Here is an 18563-nt window from a genome sequence, read left to right as displayed (position 1 = left end):
CTAACACATGGGCTGCGTCACTTCGCTCCTAATTTTAGCCCATGTGTTACCGCCCCTTATGTGGGTGTTAGCTTGAAGGGAGGCGTATGTTTTCAAATATGAAACTTAGTCATTTAGTATTGCTACTAAGTTCGACTTTCACAGCAGGGAGTTTCGCTAACGTATGCTCAAGTGATGAGCTTATTCAAATCAATAATTATATTTATGACGTTAAGAACCTATCAAAAAGTTATCACTCTGCTGATCGAATAGATGAATATCATGATTACTTAACTGCAATGGAAAGGTATAAGAAATCAACTCCAGAGTGGAATGATAAACAAGCTTTAATTAACGCGTTCAGTTCTTCTTTAATTCTGTATCCTGCTTTTTACCAAGTTTCTTCTGTTACACACGTTAAAATGCAACGCGCAGAAAACCAAACCTCTTTGACTTTAAAAATTAATCGCAATGAAACGAAGGGAGTTGATTCGTTAAGTGTGTCTCTTAACCCAACAAATAATAAGATAATTGGTGCACTATTTTATTCTGATGAAAAGTTTGAGAGCGGAGATATATGCAAAAAAGAATTGGGACTAGAGTATATTCAAGCTAACAAGCAAATGCAGCCAACGCCAAACAACGGCTCGGCTGAATAGCGCGTTACCAATGACCGCTCATGGCACAAAGCAGACTGAATGTAATTTGGCTATTTTAATAAAAGGACAGCGCTAATTATTTATATTTCAATTTACGATGCTATAAATGTGCTATAAAAAATAAGCGAAAGAAAAAGAAAGCCATGTAACTCATTGATTTTATTGGCAGCCCCTGCAGGAATCGAACCTGCAACTGCCCCTTAGGAGGGGGCCGTTATATCCATTTAACTAAGAGGCCACAGCGGTGTGCTAGGGTTAAATTATAACGGCATCTGGTTTTTTATATCAAGGTTTAAATCAATGGGAGTATGAGTTAATTACTTGATAAATATATGTCTTCTTTGCTTAGTACATAATGCGGAATAAGCTCTCGGCTGCTGGCCACAATCTGTTTGGTGTTAACATTTATAACGCGTGTATTTATTACCACACCGTTTTCTCTGTAAATTAAGGTGCCCGCTAATACATGGCTTGCCATATGATCTTCACTCAGCTTTTTGATATTTCGTGAAAACACAAAATCACCGCGTCTGTTTACGTCTATTGTGCTGGTGGTTTTAAAATCAACCACACTGTAACCAAACTTTTGTAATTGATGGATTAATGTTTCGGATATTTGGTTACCTAACTGGTTACTTTTATTGAGTGACGAGTCAAAATTTACCAATGTACTAACAGCAATATTAACCTGTGTATCGGCCTCTGCGTCGTACTCTAGTGTGTCAACTAAGTCTAATGCCATTTGCTCTACGTAATTAACGAGCGTTTTATGGTGCTTTAGGGGCTTAAAAGGTTTTGACGCATCGTAATCATTGCTTGGTTGCACAGTTTGGTTGTGTGTTTGTACATCGTAAGCACCATTTAGCATGTAGTCGTTACTTGCTTGCGTTGTTGTGTTTGTATTTGAATCACGCATATGGTGGTGTGTAAGTGAGCAGCCAGATAGAGCAACGACTAGCCCTGCTAGCAAAAGCGTGTGTAAATTGGTGTTTAGTGTAAAGCGCATACTCACCTCACTCACTCGCTTGTTTTAGCATAATGCCATCGGTACGGTAGTTGCCATTTAACGCATCAATCACTGATTGCGGTAAAAACCCTTGCGCCGAACCAACAACCGCTTTACTTGTTAAGCCAACAATTCGTGCATTTACTAAAACTCCGCCTTGATGGCTTACTAATGTGCCTGCCAATACGTATTGAAAATTTTGTTCTGGGTCGAGCTCTAGGTAGTCGCGGCTAAATACAAAGTCGCCGGTTTGCGTTACACGCACATAATCGGTGGTTTTAAAATCAATGACCGGTACACCAAAATTATGGAGCTCATGCATAAAGCTTTCTGCAATTTGATTCCCTAATAAACTGCCATTACTGTAATCGTCGTCTAAAAATACAAAGCTTGATACCGCTAGTGGTGTTTTATCATTTACGTATTGTAGATTTTCGACCATATCTTGCATTATTCCGCGCACATAGTGGTTTATATTTTTATGCATTGGCGGCGTCGATTTAGTGTAGTTAGTTTGCTGAGCTAATCCCGACTGAAACATGTTATCGTGATTAACTGGAGCACTCACTTTGCGTTGGCTTGTTGCCAGTTGCGCTCCTTGGTTACTTTGCGCAACCGCTGAGTCGGTGCTAGTTGTGTTCGTTATTTGCGAACAACCAAATCCTAAAGGCAAACATAGCGTGATTAATAAGTTTCTCATTGTGTGCTCCTCGTTAATATTCACTGCGATAAAGTAAGCCATCGCGCTGCTGAATTTTTTCATTACCCCACATTACATTTATTGGGATCTCGGTACTACCAGCAGATAAAACTTGTTTGTTGCTAATGTTAACCATGCGCGCATTGACAATGTATGCATGCTGTTGGCGTGTGACGGTGCCTGTAATTATAAAGTCAATATTTTGGCGCTCTCGTAGCTGTTCTAAGTTACGCGTTAACGCACTATCGGCGTTATGAGATAAGTGTAGGTTATTTGCTAAGCGGTATTCGACCGTGTGATAACCCATTTGCGTCATTTTAGTGAGTATACTTTCTTGTATTTGTTGGCTTAAGCCCGACGCTTGCTGCGTCATTAGCTTAGTGTCGAGCGCATCTGCAAAGTAAAAGCTACTCACACCTATGCGAGTATTGTTGCTTAATGGACCTTTTAAATGACTTAATTGCACAGTTAAGTTGTGTACATAGTCACTTACTGTATAAGGTGCCATCGCTGCTTTTGGGGCATATGTGCTTATACTTGGCTCGGGTTCAGGAATTAAACTGCACGCGGCCAAGTTAATTAATAATAAGGGTAGTAAAAGGCGCATAGTTGCCATCCTCTTGTGATCATACAAGAGACTAAGCAATTATTATGCCTAGAGGGTTGGTTGTGGTTTTTCCTGCGTATAATAGGTGACAAAACAATTAATTTTTTGCTGTTTTAATGCTTCGCAAGCGGTTGTTGCTTGTTTATTTGTTCTGTATGCGCCTAACTTTAAACGATAAAACGTATTGGTTTTTATTACTTTAGTTTCAATATTAACAGCTATATTAGTATCAAAAAACGTCGGTATTTTACGTTTTAAATTAGCCAGTGCCTTGTTTAATTTAATTTTACTGTTAAACGCTGCTACTTGAATAGCGAAAAATGCCTGGTCGCTTTTTAAAATACTTTCTGTTGGAGTGGTTGTTTGAGCGTTGTTTGTTCCAGCCGTATTGGTTTCGTCAATGGCTTTTAAACGAGTCGTTAGCTTTGAAAGCTGGCCTTCTAATTCAAGCAAATCGTTAACTTTAGGCTCAACTGTTTTCCACTCATTTGCAGACTGTTTGAGCGCTTTTAAATCCTCGCTTGAAATAAGGACAGTGTTTGGTGTTGTTGAACTCGGTGGCGCTTTTTTATATGAAGTACACCCTGTTATAACGAGCAAAACCCCAATACAAAATAAAGTGTTTATAAATTCCTTTTTAATAACCATACTTTTTACCTACCATCCTTTTGATTATGGTCAGGTATTTTATGGATAAAAAAAATTTTAGCAAGTTTCTATTTTAACTACAGCTTTACAGGTTTATCTGTGTAGTTACTCACTATGCAATCGAGCTTGTATACTTTAAATACTTCGCAGTCTGCTTTGGCATTTTTTAGATTTTGGTACGAACCTAACTTAAGCCTGTAAAACGTTTTTTTGTTAATTTTTGCGGTTTCAACATTGGTCAGTATTTTTTTTCTGAATAAGGGGGCAGCTTTGGTGTTTAGCTCTTTCCACGCTTTTGCGATGTCTTTTTCTGAGTCAACCGATGCTACTTGCAAAGCAAAAATATGCCTTGGTGTATTAAGCTTAACTGTCTGCTTTTTGTTTCTGTATTGGTTAACACTTTGGCTACGTGACCTTGCAGCTTGCTGATTGTGAATTGTTCGCGTGCTGTACGAGTTGCTTGTAGGCTGATTAGACTGAGCTATTGCTTTACTGTTAATAATATCTATGTGATTAACAAGGTAGGTAATTTCTTTTTCTAGCTTTAAAATACGCTCTATACCTGCTCTGGCTTGCTGCCATTGCAATGCTGCATCTTTTAACTGAGCAAGCTCTAATGCAGTAATAGGTACATACTCGGGTGAATTGGTTTGCTTTTCAGGTGTGGAGACTGATTTTACTTCAGGTGTAATCGCGCATGCTGTACCAAATAGCAGTATCAGCAGGCTTAAAAGTAATCCTGTTATGTTTTTATTATTTATTAACATTTATTTGCTGTCCTGAAAGCAGTGTAATCACACTTACATTTCAGTTAAACATCCTCTTTAGAAAGCGTTTAACCTTACTTTAAATTTTCGAGCCACAACCTAGCACTTTATATACATAAACGTATTTAATTCAATAGACTTATGTTTTTTTGACTCCTCCATGAGAACACTTTTCAATACAATTTTAATGCCACTTAAAATAAACATTACAACATAAATTACATTATGTCTGTAAAGTAATCAAAACTATTCTAATTTTTACATTAAAAAAACAAATTATGCAAAAAACAATAAAAAAGGCGCCTAATTAGGCGCCTTTTGCTGATTAATTGTAAACAGTTATATAAGTGTTTTAATAAACGTTTTTAGCTCATCGGCAAATTCGTCACGACGAAGTGCAAACTCAATGGTTGCTTTTAAATAACCAATTTTACTACCACAATCGTGGCTTCGGCCTTTCATTGCGTAAGCATCTACTTTTTCACTTTGCATAAGCATGGCGATAGCATCGGTAAGCTGAATTTCATCGCCAGCACCTTGTGGAGTTTTTGCCAGTAGCGGCCAAATATTTTCACTTAATACATAACGCCCTACCACGGCTAGGTTTGAAGGTGCCTCGTCAACAGGTGGCTTTTCTACCATGTTAATAATAGGCGAGCTTTCACCTTGCGCTATTTCGGTGCCACCTAAATCCACCACACCAAACTTATCGACTTCCTGCATTGGTACCGGCTCTACCATAATTTGGCTGTGTTTTGTTTGTTCAAAATGAGCGATCATCTCGGCAAGGTTGTCTTTTTTAAGATCGCTTTCAACGTCGTCTATGATCACATCGGGTAAAATAACCACAAATGGTTCATTACCAATAATTGGCGCGGCGCAATTAATAGCGTGGCCTAGCCCTTTTGCTTCGCCTTGGCGCACATGAATTATTGTTACGTCTTTAGGGCATATAGCTTGCACTTCGGCAAGCAATTGCCGCTTAACACGCTTTTCAAGCGTTGCTTCTAACTCAAAGCTGGTATCAAAATGGTTTTCGATAGAGTTTTTACTTGAGTGCGTTACAAGTACAATTTCTTTTATGCCTGCACAAACCGCTTCGTTAACTACGTATTGTATTAAAGGACGGTCTACTACAGGAAGCATCTCTTTAGGAATTGCTTTAGTGGCTGGCAGCATACGTGTACCAAGGCCCGCTACTGGGATCACTGCTTTCATGTTGTTTTCCTTAATCGGTTATTATACTGAAAATGGATATTGAATTGCGTCATGGCATTGATAGCCAGTTACCTCAAAGTCGTCTCGGGTAACCCAGGTTTCTATGTCTTCTAGTGACTTAATCTTTGGGTTAATTGTAAGCTTAGGCGATTCAAATGGTTCGCGTTTAAGCTGTACGTCGCGCATTAACTCGAGCTGATTTTCGTAAATATGAGCATTAGCTATTTTATGATATGCCTTACCCGGTTTATGGCCGGTAATTTGAGCGACCAGAGCAAGCAACACAAAGCATTGAATTTGATTAAAATTTAGCCCTAGAGGGACATCGCAGCTGCGCTGATAAGATGTTAAGTAAAGCGTATCACCTAATAGTGAAAACGTATGTGTGTGCATACAAGGTCTTAAACAACCCAGTTCAAACTCTCCTGGGTTATAAAACGTGATTATTTCACCACGATCATCAATGCCATTTTTTAAATTGTTAATTACTTTTGCTAGCTGATCGAGTGTTGAACCATCAGGGCGTTGCCAACCTCGCCCTTGAACACCGTAAACCCGCCCCATATCATCTTCACCTTTTCGGTTTGGATTATTAAGCCAGGCTTGGTTATCGTTGGCATTGGCATCCCATGTTTTACAGCCAATTTGACGAAATTGCGCTGCGCTATCGTAGCCTCGCAAATAGCCAAGTAACTCTGCAATGGCCGCTTTATAGTAGCTTTTTCGCGTGGTGATCATCGGGAACTGATTGTTTGCTACATCATACTCTAAATCGGCGTTTATAACGGTTAAACAACGTGTGCCTGTGCGTTTGTTTTCTACCCATTGACCTTCGTCAACAATACGCTGACATAATTTTAAATATTGTTTCATGCTTTTATTATGCCTTTGCTGCTGTTACTTGCTGCGGGCTTTTATATGCCCAAATTAATAAACCTAAACCACCGATAATCATAGGGAGTGACAGTATTTGACCCATAGAGATAAAGTCGGCAAATAAGCCTAGTTGCGCATCTGGTTGGCGGAAGTATTCAATACCAAACCTAAACACACCGTAACCTAATAAAAATAAACCGCCAACACTGCCCGCAGGGCGGGTTTTTTTAATAAACCATAGCATAATTAAAAATAAAACGAGCCCTTCAAAAAAGGCTTCGTACAACTGCGAAGGGTGGCGAGCAAGCGGCCCGCCGGTTGGAAATACCATAGCCCAAGGTACGTCTGACACGCGCCCCCATAACTCACCATTTATAAAATTACCTATACGCCCGGCTAATAACCCCACTGGTACCAGTGGCGCTACAAAATCGCCAACTTGCAGAAGTGACTTTTTACGTGTCCATGAAAAAATAGCAACGGCTGAAATTACGCCCAGCGTACCACCATGAAACGACATACCGCCCTGATCGATGCGAAATAAGTAAAGCGGGTTTTCTAAAAAATAACTAAATTGGTAAAACAATACATAGCCAATGCGACCACCAAGTATGACCCCTAACATGCCATAGAATAATAGATCACTTACCTGCTCTTTGGTCCAGCCAGAATTAGGCTTTGCCGCTTGACGATTTGCAAACCACATCGCAAATGCAAAACCAATTAAATACATCAATCCGTACCAACGTACGCTCAGTGGTCCAATCGAAAAAATAATTGGATCGATTTGAGGAAACTCAAGTGCCATAAAAATAAACCTTTAGCTAAAAACCATTTTAATTGCGATAACAACAAGCAGTACCGCGAAAACTTTCTTTATTGTATTAACAGGTAAATAATGAGTTGCTTTAGCCCCGTGAGGCGCCGCAAACCACGACGTAATAACAATACCAAATAACGCAGGTAAATATACAAACCCTGTAAAACCGTGTGCTAAGTCGGTCACCTTCCAACCCGCGCTAATGTAGCCAATAGAGCCAAATAAGGCAATTACAATGCCCGAAACGGCAGCGCAGCCAATGGCTTTTCTTATATCAATAGAAAAGTAATTGAGCATAGGCACAATTAACGCTCCACCACCAATACCAATCAAGCCCGATAAACCACCCATAATAGCGGAAATACACCCTAAAATAGGACCCGGTGGGAGCGGCTTAGTTGATGAGGGATTATTACGTGATGATAGCGCCATTCTAGCTGCAATAAATACAACACTTACTGCAAATACACTACGAAGTAACTGCTCCGGTATTAAGCTTGCGGCAAAGCCACTAATTAAAGCCCCTACGGCTACACCAGCCATAACCCAAGGTGCAACATGCCAAGGCACATTATCATTTTTATGATGAGCCAATGCTGAAGACGTAGAAGTAAATAAAATAGAGGCCAAAGAGGTCGCAATCGAAATAACCACAACATGTTCTGCAGATGTAACATTAAATAAAATCAGCAATGTGCTCAGTGCAGGCACAATTATTAACCCGCCGCCAATACCTAATAATCCTGCTAAAAAACCAACAATACAGCCTAGTAGCGCGCAACATGCGACCAACAAACCTAAGTCATACATAGTTATCTCAAATACCTTTTGAAGGCTTATATGTTAAAGGATTATAAAACGAATAGCATCTGCGAATTAAAATTAAATAAGCCAGCACTTTTTATTTTGGGGTATAAAATAGGTCACCTAAATTATGTTCTAACATAAAATTGCGCGTTAAACGCAAGACCTGCTTAGCTGTTGATTGTGCTAAACACTCGCTCAATAACTGCTCCATGTCGGCAACGCTCAAACGCCTAAGCACCCATTTCACTTTATTTAAAGACGATAAGTTCATACTCAGTCGTCTATATCCCATGGCTATTAGTAATATGGCCCCTTCTGGGTCACCACCAAGTTCACCACATAAACTAAAGGGTAACTCGTAATTTTCACACTCACTGGCTATTTTACTTAAAACTCTGAGCACCCCGGGATGATAAGGATTAAAAAGCTCAGCAACACGCGCATTGGCTCTATCTACTGCCAATAAATATTGTGTTAAATCGTTACTGCCTACTGAACAAAAATCTACCTTTTTAGACCATTCAGGTAACATAAACACACTGGAAGGCACCTCAAGCATAATACCAATATCGGGGCGTTCTATTTGCTGCTCAGGGAAGTGTTCGTTTAGCTCAAAGTAAGCTTGTTCAAATAATCCTAACGCTTCATCTACTTCTTCAGTGCCGCTGATCATCGGCAGCATTATTTTTAAATTGCCTAAACCTATATTTGCCTTAAGCATTGCTTTGAGCTGATCTAAAAATAACTCGGGGTGATCAAGGCTAATACGTATACCGCGCCACCCCAAAAATGGGTTTTCTTCGGTTATATTAAAATAGTCGAGCACTTTATCGCCGCCAATGTCGAGCGTACGCATTACAACTGGGTTTGGGTAATAACTAGTGAGCACTTCTCGATACCAATTTTCTTGCTCTAACTGAGAAGGAAACTGGCCTTTTTGCATAAACCACGCTTCAGTGCGGTATAAACCTACGCCGTCGCACACATGTGCGTTGTTTTGATCTGTTTTTAACTCTAGTCCGGCATTTAACAATAAACTGACGTGTTCGCCATCTAAAGTAATAGACTCATACTCTTGCTCTGCTAAAAAGCGATTATTTAACAGGTTATCTTGATGTTGTAAGTCTGCGTACTCATCTAATAACATCTGCGAGGGTGAGATATACAAGCGCCCTGCAAATGCATCTAAAATCATTGGTTTACCATCAAATTGAAGTAATGGTAAATCTTCTATCCCCCAAATAGCAGGGATCCCCATTGCGCGAGTCAAAATAGAAGCATGACTATTGGCAGAGCCATTAACACTAACAACCCCTGCTAAATGCCCTTTTGGTACTTCAGCAAGCATGGCAGGAGTTAATGTATTAGCAATCAAAATAGTATTTGAGGGGTAATCTTTTATTGCGTGTTCGGTATTAACTAAGTGATGCAATACGCGTAAGCCTATGTCTTTAACATCAACAGCACGCTCTTTTATGTATGGGTCTTGCATCGCATTAAATTGCGAAATTAAACGCTCAATCACAATTTTAAGTGCGCTTTTTGCACACCATCCCTCGAGTAACTGAACCTCTACATTGTGACCTAAACTTTTAGCATCTAATAACTGTTGGTAAACATCAAATACGGCTAACGCCTCTTGAGGAATAGAGTCACTCAACGTCATCGAAAGCGTGTTAAATTCTTTTCGTGTAGCGGCCACCGCTTGAGTAAATAGGCGGCGCTGCTCTGTTACATCACTATTTTTTTGAAGCTCAATTGATTTAAAGTCAAGCTTTGGTAAAAGTACAAATGCAGTACCTATACCTATACCCGGCGCACTGGATACACCCTTTAAAACGGATGTTTGATGAGATGACTCGTCTTGTCGAAGTACTTCTTTAATTTCGGCATGTGCTAATTGTGAAGCAAGCTGAGCAGAAAGCGTTATTAAAAATGATTCTTCATCTTGGCTGAAAACACGGGCCATTTTTTGTTGAACAACAATAACGCCCAGTACTTTTTTTTGATGAACAACAGGTACCGATAAAAAAGCATTATAGCCTTCTTCGTTGACCTCAGGAGAGAGCTTAAAGCGCGGGTGAGATTTAGCAAAGGCAATATTTATGGGTTCTTCGCGTTGAGCAACTAACCCCACTAAACCTTCTGTAAAACCAATTCTAAACTTGCCTACCGCATCAGGGTTTAACCCTTCGGTAGCCATTAATACAAAATTGTCTTGGCTGTAGTCGGCAAAATAAATAGAGCAGCACTGGGTTTTCATGGCGTCTTTCACCATTTGCACAAAGCACACTAAAGCAGCGTCTAAATTCGCTTGTTGCGATACAGACTCAGCAATAGATCTTAGTGTTGCCAGCATGTCCTGCTCCTTTATTTTATTATAAAGTTATTACCTTTTACTTCGCCAATGGTCTTTATGGTGTTCTCTTTTATTAAAGGGCATAGCAAAAGGAGCAAACTCCTTCATTACACGTCGGTAAACATCCCGTTTAAACGACACAACCTGCCTAACAGGGTACCAGTAACTCACCCAACGCCAATCATCAAACTCTGGGTGATGAGTTTTAAGTAAGTTTACATCTTCATCTTTACAACGAAGTTTCAGTAAAAACCATTTTTGTTTTTGCCCAATACACACCGGACTTGAGTCGCGACGAATTAATCGTTTGGGTAATTTATAGCGTAACCAATGTTTTGAACTTGCGACAATTTCTACATCTTCTGGTCGCAGTCCGACCTCTTCGTGTAATTCACGGTACATAGTTTGTTCTGGTGTTTCACCATCATCAACACCGCCTTGGGGAAATTGCCAAGAGTGCTGACCATAGCGCCTGGCCCAAAATACTTGTCCCTGATTATTGCAAATTACAATTCCGACATTGGCACGAAAACCTTCGGCATCAATCACCTTAGTGCCTCATTTGTAAGTCGATTTTTAATGATTGTTCCACATTAGCCGCAATACGGCAAACACTATTATAAGCGAGCCGCTGGGTAAGTGTAATTTACTCTCATCTCGAAGATGAAAATACTGAGATACGAGTAAAAAGATTTAAAAAAATGTATAAAAGCTATTGCAGTTATTATTTTACTCTAGTTACTCACAGTTTGTGCATAACTTTTAAAAAACACGTTCATTTTGCAAACAAATCCACAATACAAGATCGAAAACGTGTTGTTCTCCACAGATTCTGTGGATAAACATGTTCATATAGTTGTATTTATCCCTGTAACTTTTATTACGCCCAATACAATCAATACTCGCCAACAGAAAAAAACCAAGTTAGTCAGCAACTTAACGAATTAGGTGCAATTTTCACAATGTATAAAATTAACACACACAACCACCGAACAAAAAACACACAACCCTAAAGATATCCACGGCTTAGCTGATTTGCTATCATGAGCATGGTATTTATTCAACTCAAATTAATATTATGCGCCCAACTAAACCACATTCAATTAATGACCTTATTCAACGTGTAAACAGTATTGCAGGCCTTACGCTTGGGCAACTTGCCGAGCAATATAACTTTAAAACCCCTGATGACTTATTAAGAGAAAAAGGCTGGACGGGTCAATTAATTGAGTACGTATTAGGTGCAACAGCAGGTTCTAAACCCCTTCCAGACTTTGAGGATTTAGGTATTGAACTCAAAACGCTGCCTATTTCCTATAAGGGCAAACCTCTTGAAACCACCTTTGTATCGGTAACGCCACTAATAAACGTAACGGGCATGACATGGCACACTAGTGCGGTTCGTAAAAAGCTTAACCACGTTTTATGGCTTCCGGTTTTAAGCGAGCGTGATATAGCACCGTTTAATAGAACCATTGGCAGTGGCTTTTTATGGCAACCAACGCCTGAGCAGGACGCTAAACTACAACGAGACTGGGAAGAGCAAATGGAGCTTATTGCGCTTGGTAGGGTTGATGAAATATCAGGCCATTTAGGCGATGCAATGCAAATACGCCCAAAAGCAGCTAATAGCAAAATTGTGACCGATGCCATTGGCCCAAACGGGCAAATAATAAAAACCCTCCCGCGTGGTTTTTACTTAAAAACCAGTTTTACAGGTGACATTTTAAAGCAGCAATTTCTGCTTTGATTAATCCTCGTCGACAACAAGGCTTAAATTTTCTATAAAACTTTTTAGGAAGTTTTAACACCATTAACGCCATATTAGTATCTCAAATTAATTGAGGATTCTTGTTAATTAGTGTTGTAGTTACTCAAAAGCTTAAACAAAAAATCCCCGCATTGGCGAGGATTTTATAGCTTAAAATTTAAAATCAGCGTTTAAAAAAGAATTACTGACCTTTAACTTCTTTTAAACCGTTGTACGGTGCTTTAGCGCCTAATTGCTCTTCAATACGAAGCAATTGGTTGTACTTAGCTACACGGTCAGAACGACTTAATGAACCCGTTTTGATTTGGCCCGCAGCAGTACCTACTGCTAAATCAGCAATTGTTGCATCTTCTGTTTCACCAGAACGGTGAGAGATAACAACAGTAAAACCAGCGTCTTTCGCCATTTTAATAGCCGCTAACGTTTCAGTTAGTGAACCGATTTGGTTAAACTTAATTAAGATTGAGTTAGCAATACCGTTGTCGATACCACGCTTTAAAATCTTAGTGTTAGTTACAAATAAGTCATCACCTACTAATTGGATTTTATCGCCCATTAATTTAGTTTGGTGAGCAAAGCCATCCCAATCTGACTCATCTAAGCCATCTTCAATAGACACAATTGGGTATTGCTGTGTAAGCTCTTGCAAGAAGAAGTTAAATTCTTCAGACGTGAATTTTTTGCCTTCACCTTTAAGGTCGTAAATGTTTGCTTCTTTGTCGTAAAACTCAGAGGCAGCACAATCCATCGCTAAAGTAATATCTTTACCTAGCTCGTAACCTGCGTTTGCTACCGCAACTTTAATTGCTGCAAGTGCTGCTTCGTTAGACTCAAGGTTTGGCGCAAAACCACCTTCATCACCAACCGCTGTTGAGTGGCCGTCTGCCTTAAGTACTTTTGCAAGGCTGTGGAAAACCTCTGCGCCCATACGTAGGCCTTCACGGAAGTTTGCAGCGCCAACAGGTTGGATCATAAACTCTTGAATATCTACAGAGTTATCTGCGTGTTCACCACCATTGATGATGTTCATCATTGGAAGTGGCATAGAATAAACACCCGGTGTACCGTTTAAATCAGCAATGTGCTCGTATAGTTCTACTTTTTTAGACTGAGCTGCGGCTTTAGCTGTTGCTAGAGATACTGCTAAAATTGCATTTGCACCTAATTTTTCTTTGTTCTCAGTGCCGTCTAAATCTAGCATTACTTTATCAACTGCACTTTGGTTAAGTGCATCTTTGCCAGCCAACGCATCAGCAATTTCTTTATTGATGTAACCAACCGCGTTTAATACGCCTTTACCTAAGTAACGTGCTTTGTCACCATCACGTAACTCTAATGCTTCGCGAGTACCAGTAGATGCGCCTGAAGGTGCTGCCGCACGACCCCAAGAACCATCAGCTAAATGTACGTCAGCTTCAACAGTTGGGTTACCACGCGAGTCCATGATTTCGCGACCAATTACTTTTACGATATTTGACATCTTGTTTCCTCTATATTCCCAAAATGGTGAGTTTTGTTAACTTTACTATGTTTGATATAGCTTAGTCAGTCTTAAAAACAAAAAAGCCGTACAATATATGCACGGCTTTTTATAAGTTACGATGACGCTTTTTGGTGGATATGCGCTGCTGCTACAAACCCTTCAAATAGCGGATGACCATCACGTGGTGTTGACGTGAATTCCGGGTGGAACTGCGCGGCAATAAACCAAGGATGATCTTTGTTTTCAATAATTTCTACTAGTTTTTTATCTTCAGATAAACCCGAGAATGTTAAACCTGCTTTTTCTAGTTGGTCTACGAAGTTGTTATTTACTTCGTAACGATGGCGATGGCGTTCTACAATTTCCTCGCTACCGTAAACTTCGTGCACTTTAGAGCCTGGTGTTAAGTAACATTTTTGTGCGCCTAAGCGCATTGTGCCACCAAGATCTGATTTCTCGTCACGAACTTCTACTTTACCTTCGGCGTCTAACCACTCGGTGATTAAGCCAACAACCGGCGCTGCAGATTTGGCATTAAACTCAGTAGAGTTTGCATCAGCTAAGCCTGCTACATTTCGTGCATACTCAATAAGCGCGACTTGCATACCTAAACAAATACCTAAGTAAGGCACTTTATTTTCACGTGCGTATTTTGCCGCTAAAATTTTACCTTCAACACCACGACCACCAAAACCACCTGGAACTAAAATAGCATCAAGGTGAGAAAGTAATTCTACGCCTTTACTTTCTAGGTCTTGTGAATCTACATATTCGATGTTGATTGTTAAACGGTTTTTAAGGCCCGCATGTTTTAATGCTTCGTTAACCGACTTATAGGCATCAGGTAATTCAATGTATTTACCCACCATACCAATGGTCACTTCGCCCGTAGGGTTAGACTCTTGGTATAATACTTGTTCCCACTCAACCAAGTCAGCTTCAGGCGCGTCTAAGTGAAAACGACGACATACAAAATTGTCTAGCTCTTGTGATTTTAACAATGCTGGAATTTTATAAATACTGTCTACATCGGGTAATGAAATTACCGCTTTTTCTTCAACATTGGTAAACAATGCAATTTTTGCACGCTCGTTATTAGGTAACTTACGATCTGAGCGACAAATAAGAATATCTGGCTGAATACCAACAGAACGAAGCTCTTTAACTGAGTGCTGTGTTGGTTTTGTTTTCACTTCGCCCGCAGGGCCTAAGAAAGGCACTAACGTTAGGTGAATAAAGAGTGCGCGTTCGCGACCTATCTCTGTGCCCATTTGACGAATTGCTTCGATAAACGGTTGTGATTCAATATCACCTACCGTGCCACCAATTTCAACAATGGCAATATCGTGGCCTTCAGCGCCTTCATAAACACGCTGTTTAATATCGTTAGTGATATGAGGAATAACCTGAATAGTGGCGCCTAGGTATTCACCACGACGCTCGCGACGTAATACGTCTTCATATACGCGGCCTTGCGTGAAGTTATTTCGGCTAGTCATTTTGGTGCGAATAAAACGTTCGTAGTGACCTAAATCAAGATCAGTCTCTGCGCCGTCTTCTGTAACGTATACTTCACCGTGTTGAATTGGGCTCATTGTGCCTGGGTCAACGTTGATGTAAGGATCCAGCTTTAAAATAGTAACATTTAAGCCACGGGCTTCTAAAATAGCCGCCAACGATGCTGCTGCAATACCTTTACCCAACGAAGAAACAACCCCGCCAGTAACGAAGATAAATTTTGTACTCATGCGAACCCTAGAATATCAGGAATTAAAAGGAATATAACACCCAAAAAAGTGGCTATGGGCATATCATCAAGACGGGGCGAAATTGTACCAAAACCTGCTTTAGCAATCCAGCTAAAATTAGCGAATAAGCGATTAAAAAACGTGCGCTATTTTATTTATGTTTTTTGATTGCTTCCCACGCATTATCCATTTCTTCAAGGCTTGCTGTCTCTAGGCTTTTACCTTGCGCTTGCAAATATGCTTGTACCTTTTCAAACCGGGCAGAAAACTTATCGTTTGCATTTCTGAGGAGCTGCTCTGGGTCACGTTTGACATGACGCGCTACATTAACGGTGGCAAATAGTAAATCGCCAAGCTCTTCTGCTGTGTGATCCGATAAGGGGTCGTGCGTTATTGCTTCTTTAACTTCAAGTACTTCTTCGCTTACTTTATCAAGCGCACCATGATAAGTCGGCCAGTCAAAACCCATTGAAGCTACTCGCTGTTGAATTTTTTTAGCCTTGCTAAGACTTGGCATATTTGCAGGAATATCTTGCCATAACAGTGATTCTTCAGATATTGCTTTTTCGCTTCGCTCTTGGGCTTTAATAGCTTGCCACTGCAATGACAACTGCTCATCATTGAGGGCTTTTTTCTCGCCAAAAACATGAGGGTGGCGACGTGTTAATTTTGCATTTAATTGTTCTATTACGTCGTTAAAGTCAAACAAGCTTTGCTCTTGAGCTAATTGGGTATAAAAGACAATTTGAAACAGTAAGTCACCAAGCTCATTTTTAAGCTCATTTAAATTACCCGATTCGATGCAGTCGGCAACTTCATAGGCTTCTTCAAGTGTATGCGGCACAATTGATTTAAAGTCTTGTTTAAGATCCCACGGGCAGCCGCCATTGGGATCTCTGAGTGTTTGCATAATATTTAAAAGTTCTGTTAATGCTGAATGGTTAGCCAAAGCTACTGCCCTCGCTTAGCGTGGTGAACACCTTCAATTTGATGCAATTTAGACAGCACTCGGTTTGTGCCCGACAAATCGTGTACTTCTATTTGCATGGTAAATACCGCTAACTGGTCAGCACCCACAGTATTAACGTTCATATTAATTACGTTTACTTTTTCGTTAGCAAGTACAGAACTGATATCGCGTATTAGTCCAGATCTGTCGCTTGCTTCAATTTTTATACTGAGCGCGTATGATCCATTTATATCTTCAGACCAACTAACTTCAACAACACGCTCTGGGTGCTGCGTTTTCAAATTATTAAATGAATCACAATCATCACGATGTACACCAATACCGCGTCCTTGCGTGATATAACCGATGATCTGATCACCAGGAACGGGGCGGCAACATTTAGCAACGTGGCTCATTAAACTACCCACACCATCAACCACTATGCCGTTTTTATCGCCCGTTACTTTGCTTGGTGCTTTAAAACGAATAACGGGTTCGTCTTCTGTGCGGTCAGTAACAAAATTAAGCATTTGGTTAAGACGCACATCGCCCGCTCCAATTGCGACCATTAAGTCATCAAGCTCCTTAAAGTTAAATCGCTTGATTGCTGGGGCTAAATCTTTGTATGTTAAATCAAGCTTTTGCAGCTCGTTATCAAGAATTTCTTTACCTGCACTTAGGTTTTTATCGCGGTCAAGTTGCTTAAACCAGTGGTGTATTTTGGCACGTGCACGAGATGATTTAATATAACCCAGTGACGGATTTAACCAATCTCTACTGGGATTTGGCTGTTTTTGTGTGAGGATTTCGACCTGATCGCCCGTCGTTAATTGATGCGTAAACGGCACTATTTTGCCAAATACTTTTGCGCCAATACAACGGTGTCCCACATTAGAATGAATGTAGTAAGCAAAATCGAGCGGTGTGGCCCCTAATGGTAGATCAAAAATATCTCCACGCGGGGTAAATACATATACACGGTCTTCAACAACTTGGTTTTTTAGCTCTTCAGCTAAATCGCCGCCATCAACCACTTCTTCCTGCCATTGCAGTAATTTACGTAACCAGCTAATTTTTTGCTCGTAGCCTGAGCCACGCCCAGGTAAAGCCCCTTCTTTGTACATCCAATGAGCGGCTACACCGAGTTCTGCATCTTGATGCATATCTTGTGTGCGAATTTGTATTTCTACGGTTTTGCCCTCAGGGCCAAAAACAACGGTGTGAATTGACTGATAGCCATTTTGCTTAGGCGTGGCAACATAGTCATCAAACTCTTTGTTCAAATGGCGCCAGTTGGTGTGCACTATACCCAGCGCACCGTAGCAATCTTGCAAGCGCTCGACCACAATACGCATGGCACGAATATCAAACAATTGATCGAACTCGTAGTTTTTTTGCACCATTTTTTTATAAATACTGTAGATATGCTTAGGCCGACCATATACTTCGGCGTCAATACCTGCTTCACTTAAACGGCTTTTAACCTGCTCTACCATGTCTTCCATGTAGGCTTCACGGGCAAGACGTTTATCATCAAGCTGCTTGGCTATTTTTTTGTATGTATCTGGGCGTAAATACCTAAACGATAAATCTTCAAGTTCCCACTTTAATTGGCCAATACCAAGTCGGTTTGCTAAAGGAGCAAAAATGTCGGCTGTTTCTTTGGCGGCAATAACACGCTCTTCTTCACCGGCGTCTTTCACGTTTCGTAAATGACAAACCTGCTCGGCAAGCTTTATTACCACAGCCCGCACATCTTCAACCATGGTTAACAACATTTTACGAATATTATCAACTTGAACAGTGCCTTTACCTTGGTGCGACAAAGTACTGATAGTAGCCATTTGAGAAACGCCCGTTAACAGCAGCGATATATTACTACCGAGCTGCTCTTGAACGGTTTCAAGGGAGACAACGTCATATAAAAAATAAGGCGTTAAGTAGGCCGTGGCTAACGATTCGGCATCAAGGTTTAGCTCGACTAAAATTTCTACCATTTCGATGGCTGTATTTTGCCAAGCTTGGTTATCACTTTTAACACAAAGCGCTTGCGCCTTATTAAGCAACTGAATCTTTTCTGTAGATAGGTCGAGTGCTTTTAACCGTGTAAAAAGATCACCCGCTTCATCTTGTTGATGTGATTGACGTGTCGCTACCATAATGCGC

17 protein-coding genes and 1 tRNA gene are annotated in these 18563 nt (G+C 40.4%); 2 read left to right on the top strand and 16 right to left on the bottom strand.

Annotation, left to right across the window (positions count from 1 at the left end; translation table 11 throughout):
• Positions 1 to 86: 86 nt before the first annotated feature.
• A complete protein-coding gene (locus ACFI34_RS03120) occupies positions 87 to 638 on the top strand; it encodes a hypothetical protein (RefSeq protein WP_008132696.1) in 552 nt (183 codons plus the stop codon).
• Between the two features lie 163 nt (positions 639 to 801).
• Here the strand turns inward: ACFI34_RS03120 and ACFI34_RS03115 are convergent.
• From ACFI34_RS03115 to rppH, 12 genes are all read right to left on the bottom strand, one after another.
• Positions 802 to 876, bottom strand: a tRNA-Arg gene (locus tag ACFI34_RS03115).
• A 75-nt stretch (positions 877 to 951) separates the two neighbouring features.
• Positions 952 to 1644, bottom strand: coding sequence for a FlgO family outer membrane protein (locus ACFI34_RS03110; protein ID WP_462672374.1), 693 nt, complete (start codon positions 1642 to 1644; stop codon positions 952 to 954).
• Positions 1645 to 1651: 7 nt separating this feature from the next.
• Entirely contained in the window at positions 1652 to 2344 is a 693-nt protein-coding gene (locus tag ACFI34_RS03105; RefSeq protein ID WP_462672373.1) for a FlgO family outer membrane protein, read from the bottom strand.
• A gap of 13 nt (positions 2345 to 2357) precedes the next feature.
• Positions 2358 to 2951, bottom strand: coding sequence for a FlgO family outer membrane protein (locus ACFI34_RS03100; RefSeq protein WP_462672372.1), 594 nt, complete (start codon positions 2949 to 2951; stop codon positions 2358 to 2360).
• Between the two features lie 48 nt (positions 2952 to 2999).
• Positions 3000 to 3599 (bottom strand): SPOR domain-containing protein, encoded by a 600-nt coding sequence (locus tag ACFI34_RS03095; RefSeq protein WP_039036552.1) that lies wholly within the window; start codon positions 3597 to 3599, stop codon positions 3000 to 3002.
• 77 nt (positions 3600 to 3676) lie between these two features.
• A complete protein-coding gene (locus ACFI34_RS03090) occupies positions 3677 to 4366 on the bottom strand; it encodes an SPOR domain-containing protein (RefSeq protein ID WP_462672371.1) in 690 nt (229 codons plus the stop codon).
• A 339-nt stretch (positions 4367 to 4705) separates the two neighbouring features.
• Positions 4706 to 5584: a UTP--glucose-1-phosphate uridylyltransferase GalU gene (galU, locus tag ACFI34_RS03085; RefSeq protein WP_462672370.1), complete on the bottom strand. Its 879-nt coding sequence runs from the start codon at positions 5582 to 5584 to the stop codon at positions 4706 to 4708.
• Between the two features lie 21 nt (positions 5585 to 5605).
• A complete protein-coding gene (locus tag ACFI34_RS03080) occupies positions 5606 to 6457 on the bottom strand; it encodes a thymidylate synthase (protein WP_462672369.1) in 852 nt (283 codons plus the stop codon).
• Positions 6458 to 6464: 7 nt separating this feature from the next.
• Positions 6465 to 7268 (bottom strand): prolipoprotein diacylglyceryl transferase, encoded by an 804-nt coding sequence (gene lgt / locus ACFI34_RS03075; protein ID WP_462672368.1) that lies wholly within the window; start codon positions 7266 to 7268, stop codon positions 6465 to 6467.
• A 12-nt stretch (positions 7269 to 7280) separates the two neighbouring features.
• Complete coding sequence (locus ACFI34_RS03070) at positions 7281 to 8090, bottom strand: sulfite exporter TauE/SafE family protein (RefSeq protein ID WP_462672367.1); 810 nt, start codon at positions 8088 to 8090, stop codon at positions 7281 to 7283.
• A gap of 91 nt (positions 8091 to 8181) precedes the next feature.
• On the bottom strand, positions 8182 to 10446 hold the full coding sequence (gene ptsP, locus ACFI34_RS03065; protein ID WP_462672366.1) for a phosphoenolpyruvate--protein phosphotransferase: 2265 nt from the start codon (positions 10444 to 10446) through the stop codon (positions 8182 to 8184).
• Between the two features lie 30 nt (positions 10447 to 10476).
• Positions 10477 to 10995, bottom strand: a complete 519-nt coding sequence (gene rppH / locus ACFI34_RS03060; RefSeq protein WP_058402976.1) for an RNA pyrophosphohydrolase — start codon at positions 10993 to 10995, stop codon at positions 10477 to 10479.
• Positions 10996 to 11524: 529 nt separating this feature from the next.
• Here rppH and mutH point away from each other — a divergent pair.
• Complete coding sequence (gene mutH, locus ACFI34_RS03055; protein WP_008132736.1) at positions 11525 to 12196, top strand: DNA mismatch repair endonuclease MutH; 672 nt, start codon at positions 11525 to 11527, stop codon at positions 12194 to 12196.
• 202 nt (positions 12197 to 12398) lie between these two features.
• Here mutH and eno read toward each other — a convergent pair whose 3' ends face one another.
• From eno to relA, 4 genes are all read right to left on the bottom strand, one after another.
• Positions 12399 to 13697 (bottom strand): phosphopyruvate hydratase, encoded by a 1299-nt coding sequence (gene eno / locus ACFI34_RS03050; RefSeq protein WP_462672365.1) that lies wholly within the window; start codon positions 13695 to 13697, stop codon positions 12399 to 12401.
• A gap of 116 nt (positions 13698 to 13813) precedes the next feature.
• Positions 13814 to 15448: a CTP synthase gene (locus tag ACFI34_RS03045; RefSeq protein WP_410899600.1), complete on the bottom strand. Its 1635-nt coding sequence runs from the start codon at positions 15446 to 15448 to the stop codon at positions 13814 to 13816.
• Between the two features lie 151 nt (positions 15449 to 15599).
• Entirely contained in the window at positions 15600 to 16397 is a 798-nt protein-coding gene (gene mazG, locus ACFI34_RS03040; protein WP_462672364.1) for a nucleoside triphosphate pyrophosphohydrolase, read from the bottom strand.
• A 2-nt stretch (positions 16398 to 16399) separates the two neighbouring features.
• Entirely contained in the window at positions 16400 to 18556 is a 2157-nt protein-coding gene (gene relA, locus ACFI34_RS03035; protein ID WP_462672363.1) for a GTP diphosphokinase, read from the bottom strand.
• Positions 18557 to 18563 lie beyond the last annotated feature (7 nt).

The organism is Pseudoalteromonas sp. PSi26, assembly GCF_054960575.1.
The sequence above is the reverse complement of the archived record's forward strand: the minus strand, read 5'-3'. Positions and strand labels throughout refer to the sequence as shown.

Excerpts from the sequence above, each read along its gene's own strand:
- ACFI34_RS03120 (WP_008132696.1), top strand. The coding sequence starts at position 87 with ATGTTTTCAAATATGAAACTTAGTCATTTAGTATTGCTACTAAGTTCG.
- ACFI34_RS03110 (WP_462672374.1), bottom strand. The coding sequence starts at position 1,644 with ATGCGCTTTACACTAAACACCAATTTACACACGCTTTTGCTAGCAGGG.
- ptsP (WP_462672366.1), bottom strand. The coding sequence starts at position 10,446 with ATGCTGGCAACACTAAGATCTATTGCTGAGTCTGTATCGCAACAAGCG.
- ACFI34_RS03070 (WP_462672367.1), bottom strand. The coding sequence starts at position 8,090 with ATGTATGACTTAGGTTTGTTGGTCGCATGTTGCGCGCTACTAGGCTGT.
- ACFI34_RS03095 (WP_039036552.1), bottom strand. The coding sequence starts at position 3,599 with ATGGTTATTAAAAAGGAATTTATAAACACTTTATTTTGTATTGGGGTT.
- ACFI34_RS03090 (WP_462672371.1), bottom strand. The coding sequence starts at position 4,366 with ATGTTAATAAATAATAAAAACATAACAGGATTACTTTTAAGCCTGCTG.
- lgt (WP_462672368.1), bottom strand. The coding sequence starts at position 7,268 with ATGGCACTTGAGTTTCCTCAAATCGATCCAATTATTTTTTCGATTGGA.
- ACFI34_RS03100 (WP_462672372.1), bottom strand. The coding sequence starts at position 2,951 with ATGCGCCTTTTACTACCCTTATTATTAATTAACTTGGCCGCGTGCAGT.
- ACFI34_RS03105 (WP_462672373.1), bottom strand. The coding sequence starts at position 2,344 with ATGAGAAACTTATTAATCACGCTATGTTTGCCTTTAGGATTTGGTTGT.
- ACFI34_RS03080 (WP_462672369.1), bottom strand. The coding sequence starts at position 6,457 with ATGAAACAATATTTAAAATTATGTCAGCGTATTGTTGACGAAGGTCAA.
- ACFI34_RS03045 (WP_410899600.1), bottom strand. The coding sequence starts at position 15,448 with ATGAGTACAAAATTTATCTTCGTTACTGGCGGGGTTGTTTCTTCGTTG.
- mutH (WP_008132736.1), top strand. The coding sequence starts at position 11,525 with ATGCGCCCAACTAAACCACATTCAATTAATGACCTTATTCAACGTGTA.
- relA (WP_462672363.1), bottom strand. The coding sequence starts at position 18,556 with ATGGTAGCGACACGTCAATCACATCAACAAGATGAAGCGGGTGATCTT.
- eno (WP_462672365.1), bottom strand. The coding sequence starts at position 13,697 with ATGTCAAATATCGTAAAAGTAATTGGTCGCGAAATCATGGACTCGCGT.
- galU (WP_462672370.1), bottom strand. The coding sequence starts at position 5,584 with ATGAAAGCAGTGATCCCAGTAGCGGGCCTTGGTACACGTATGCTGCCA.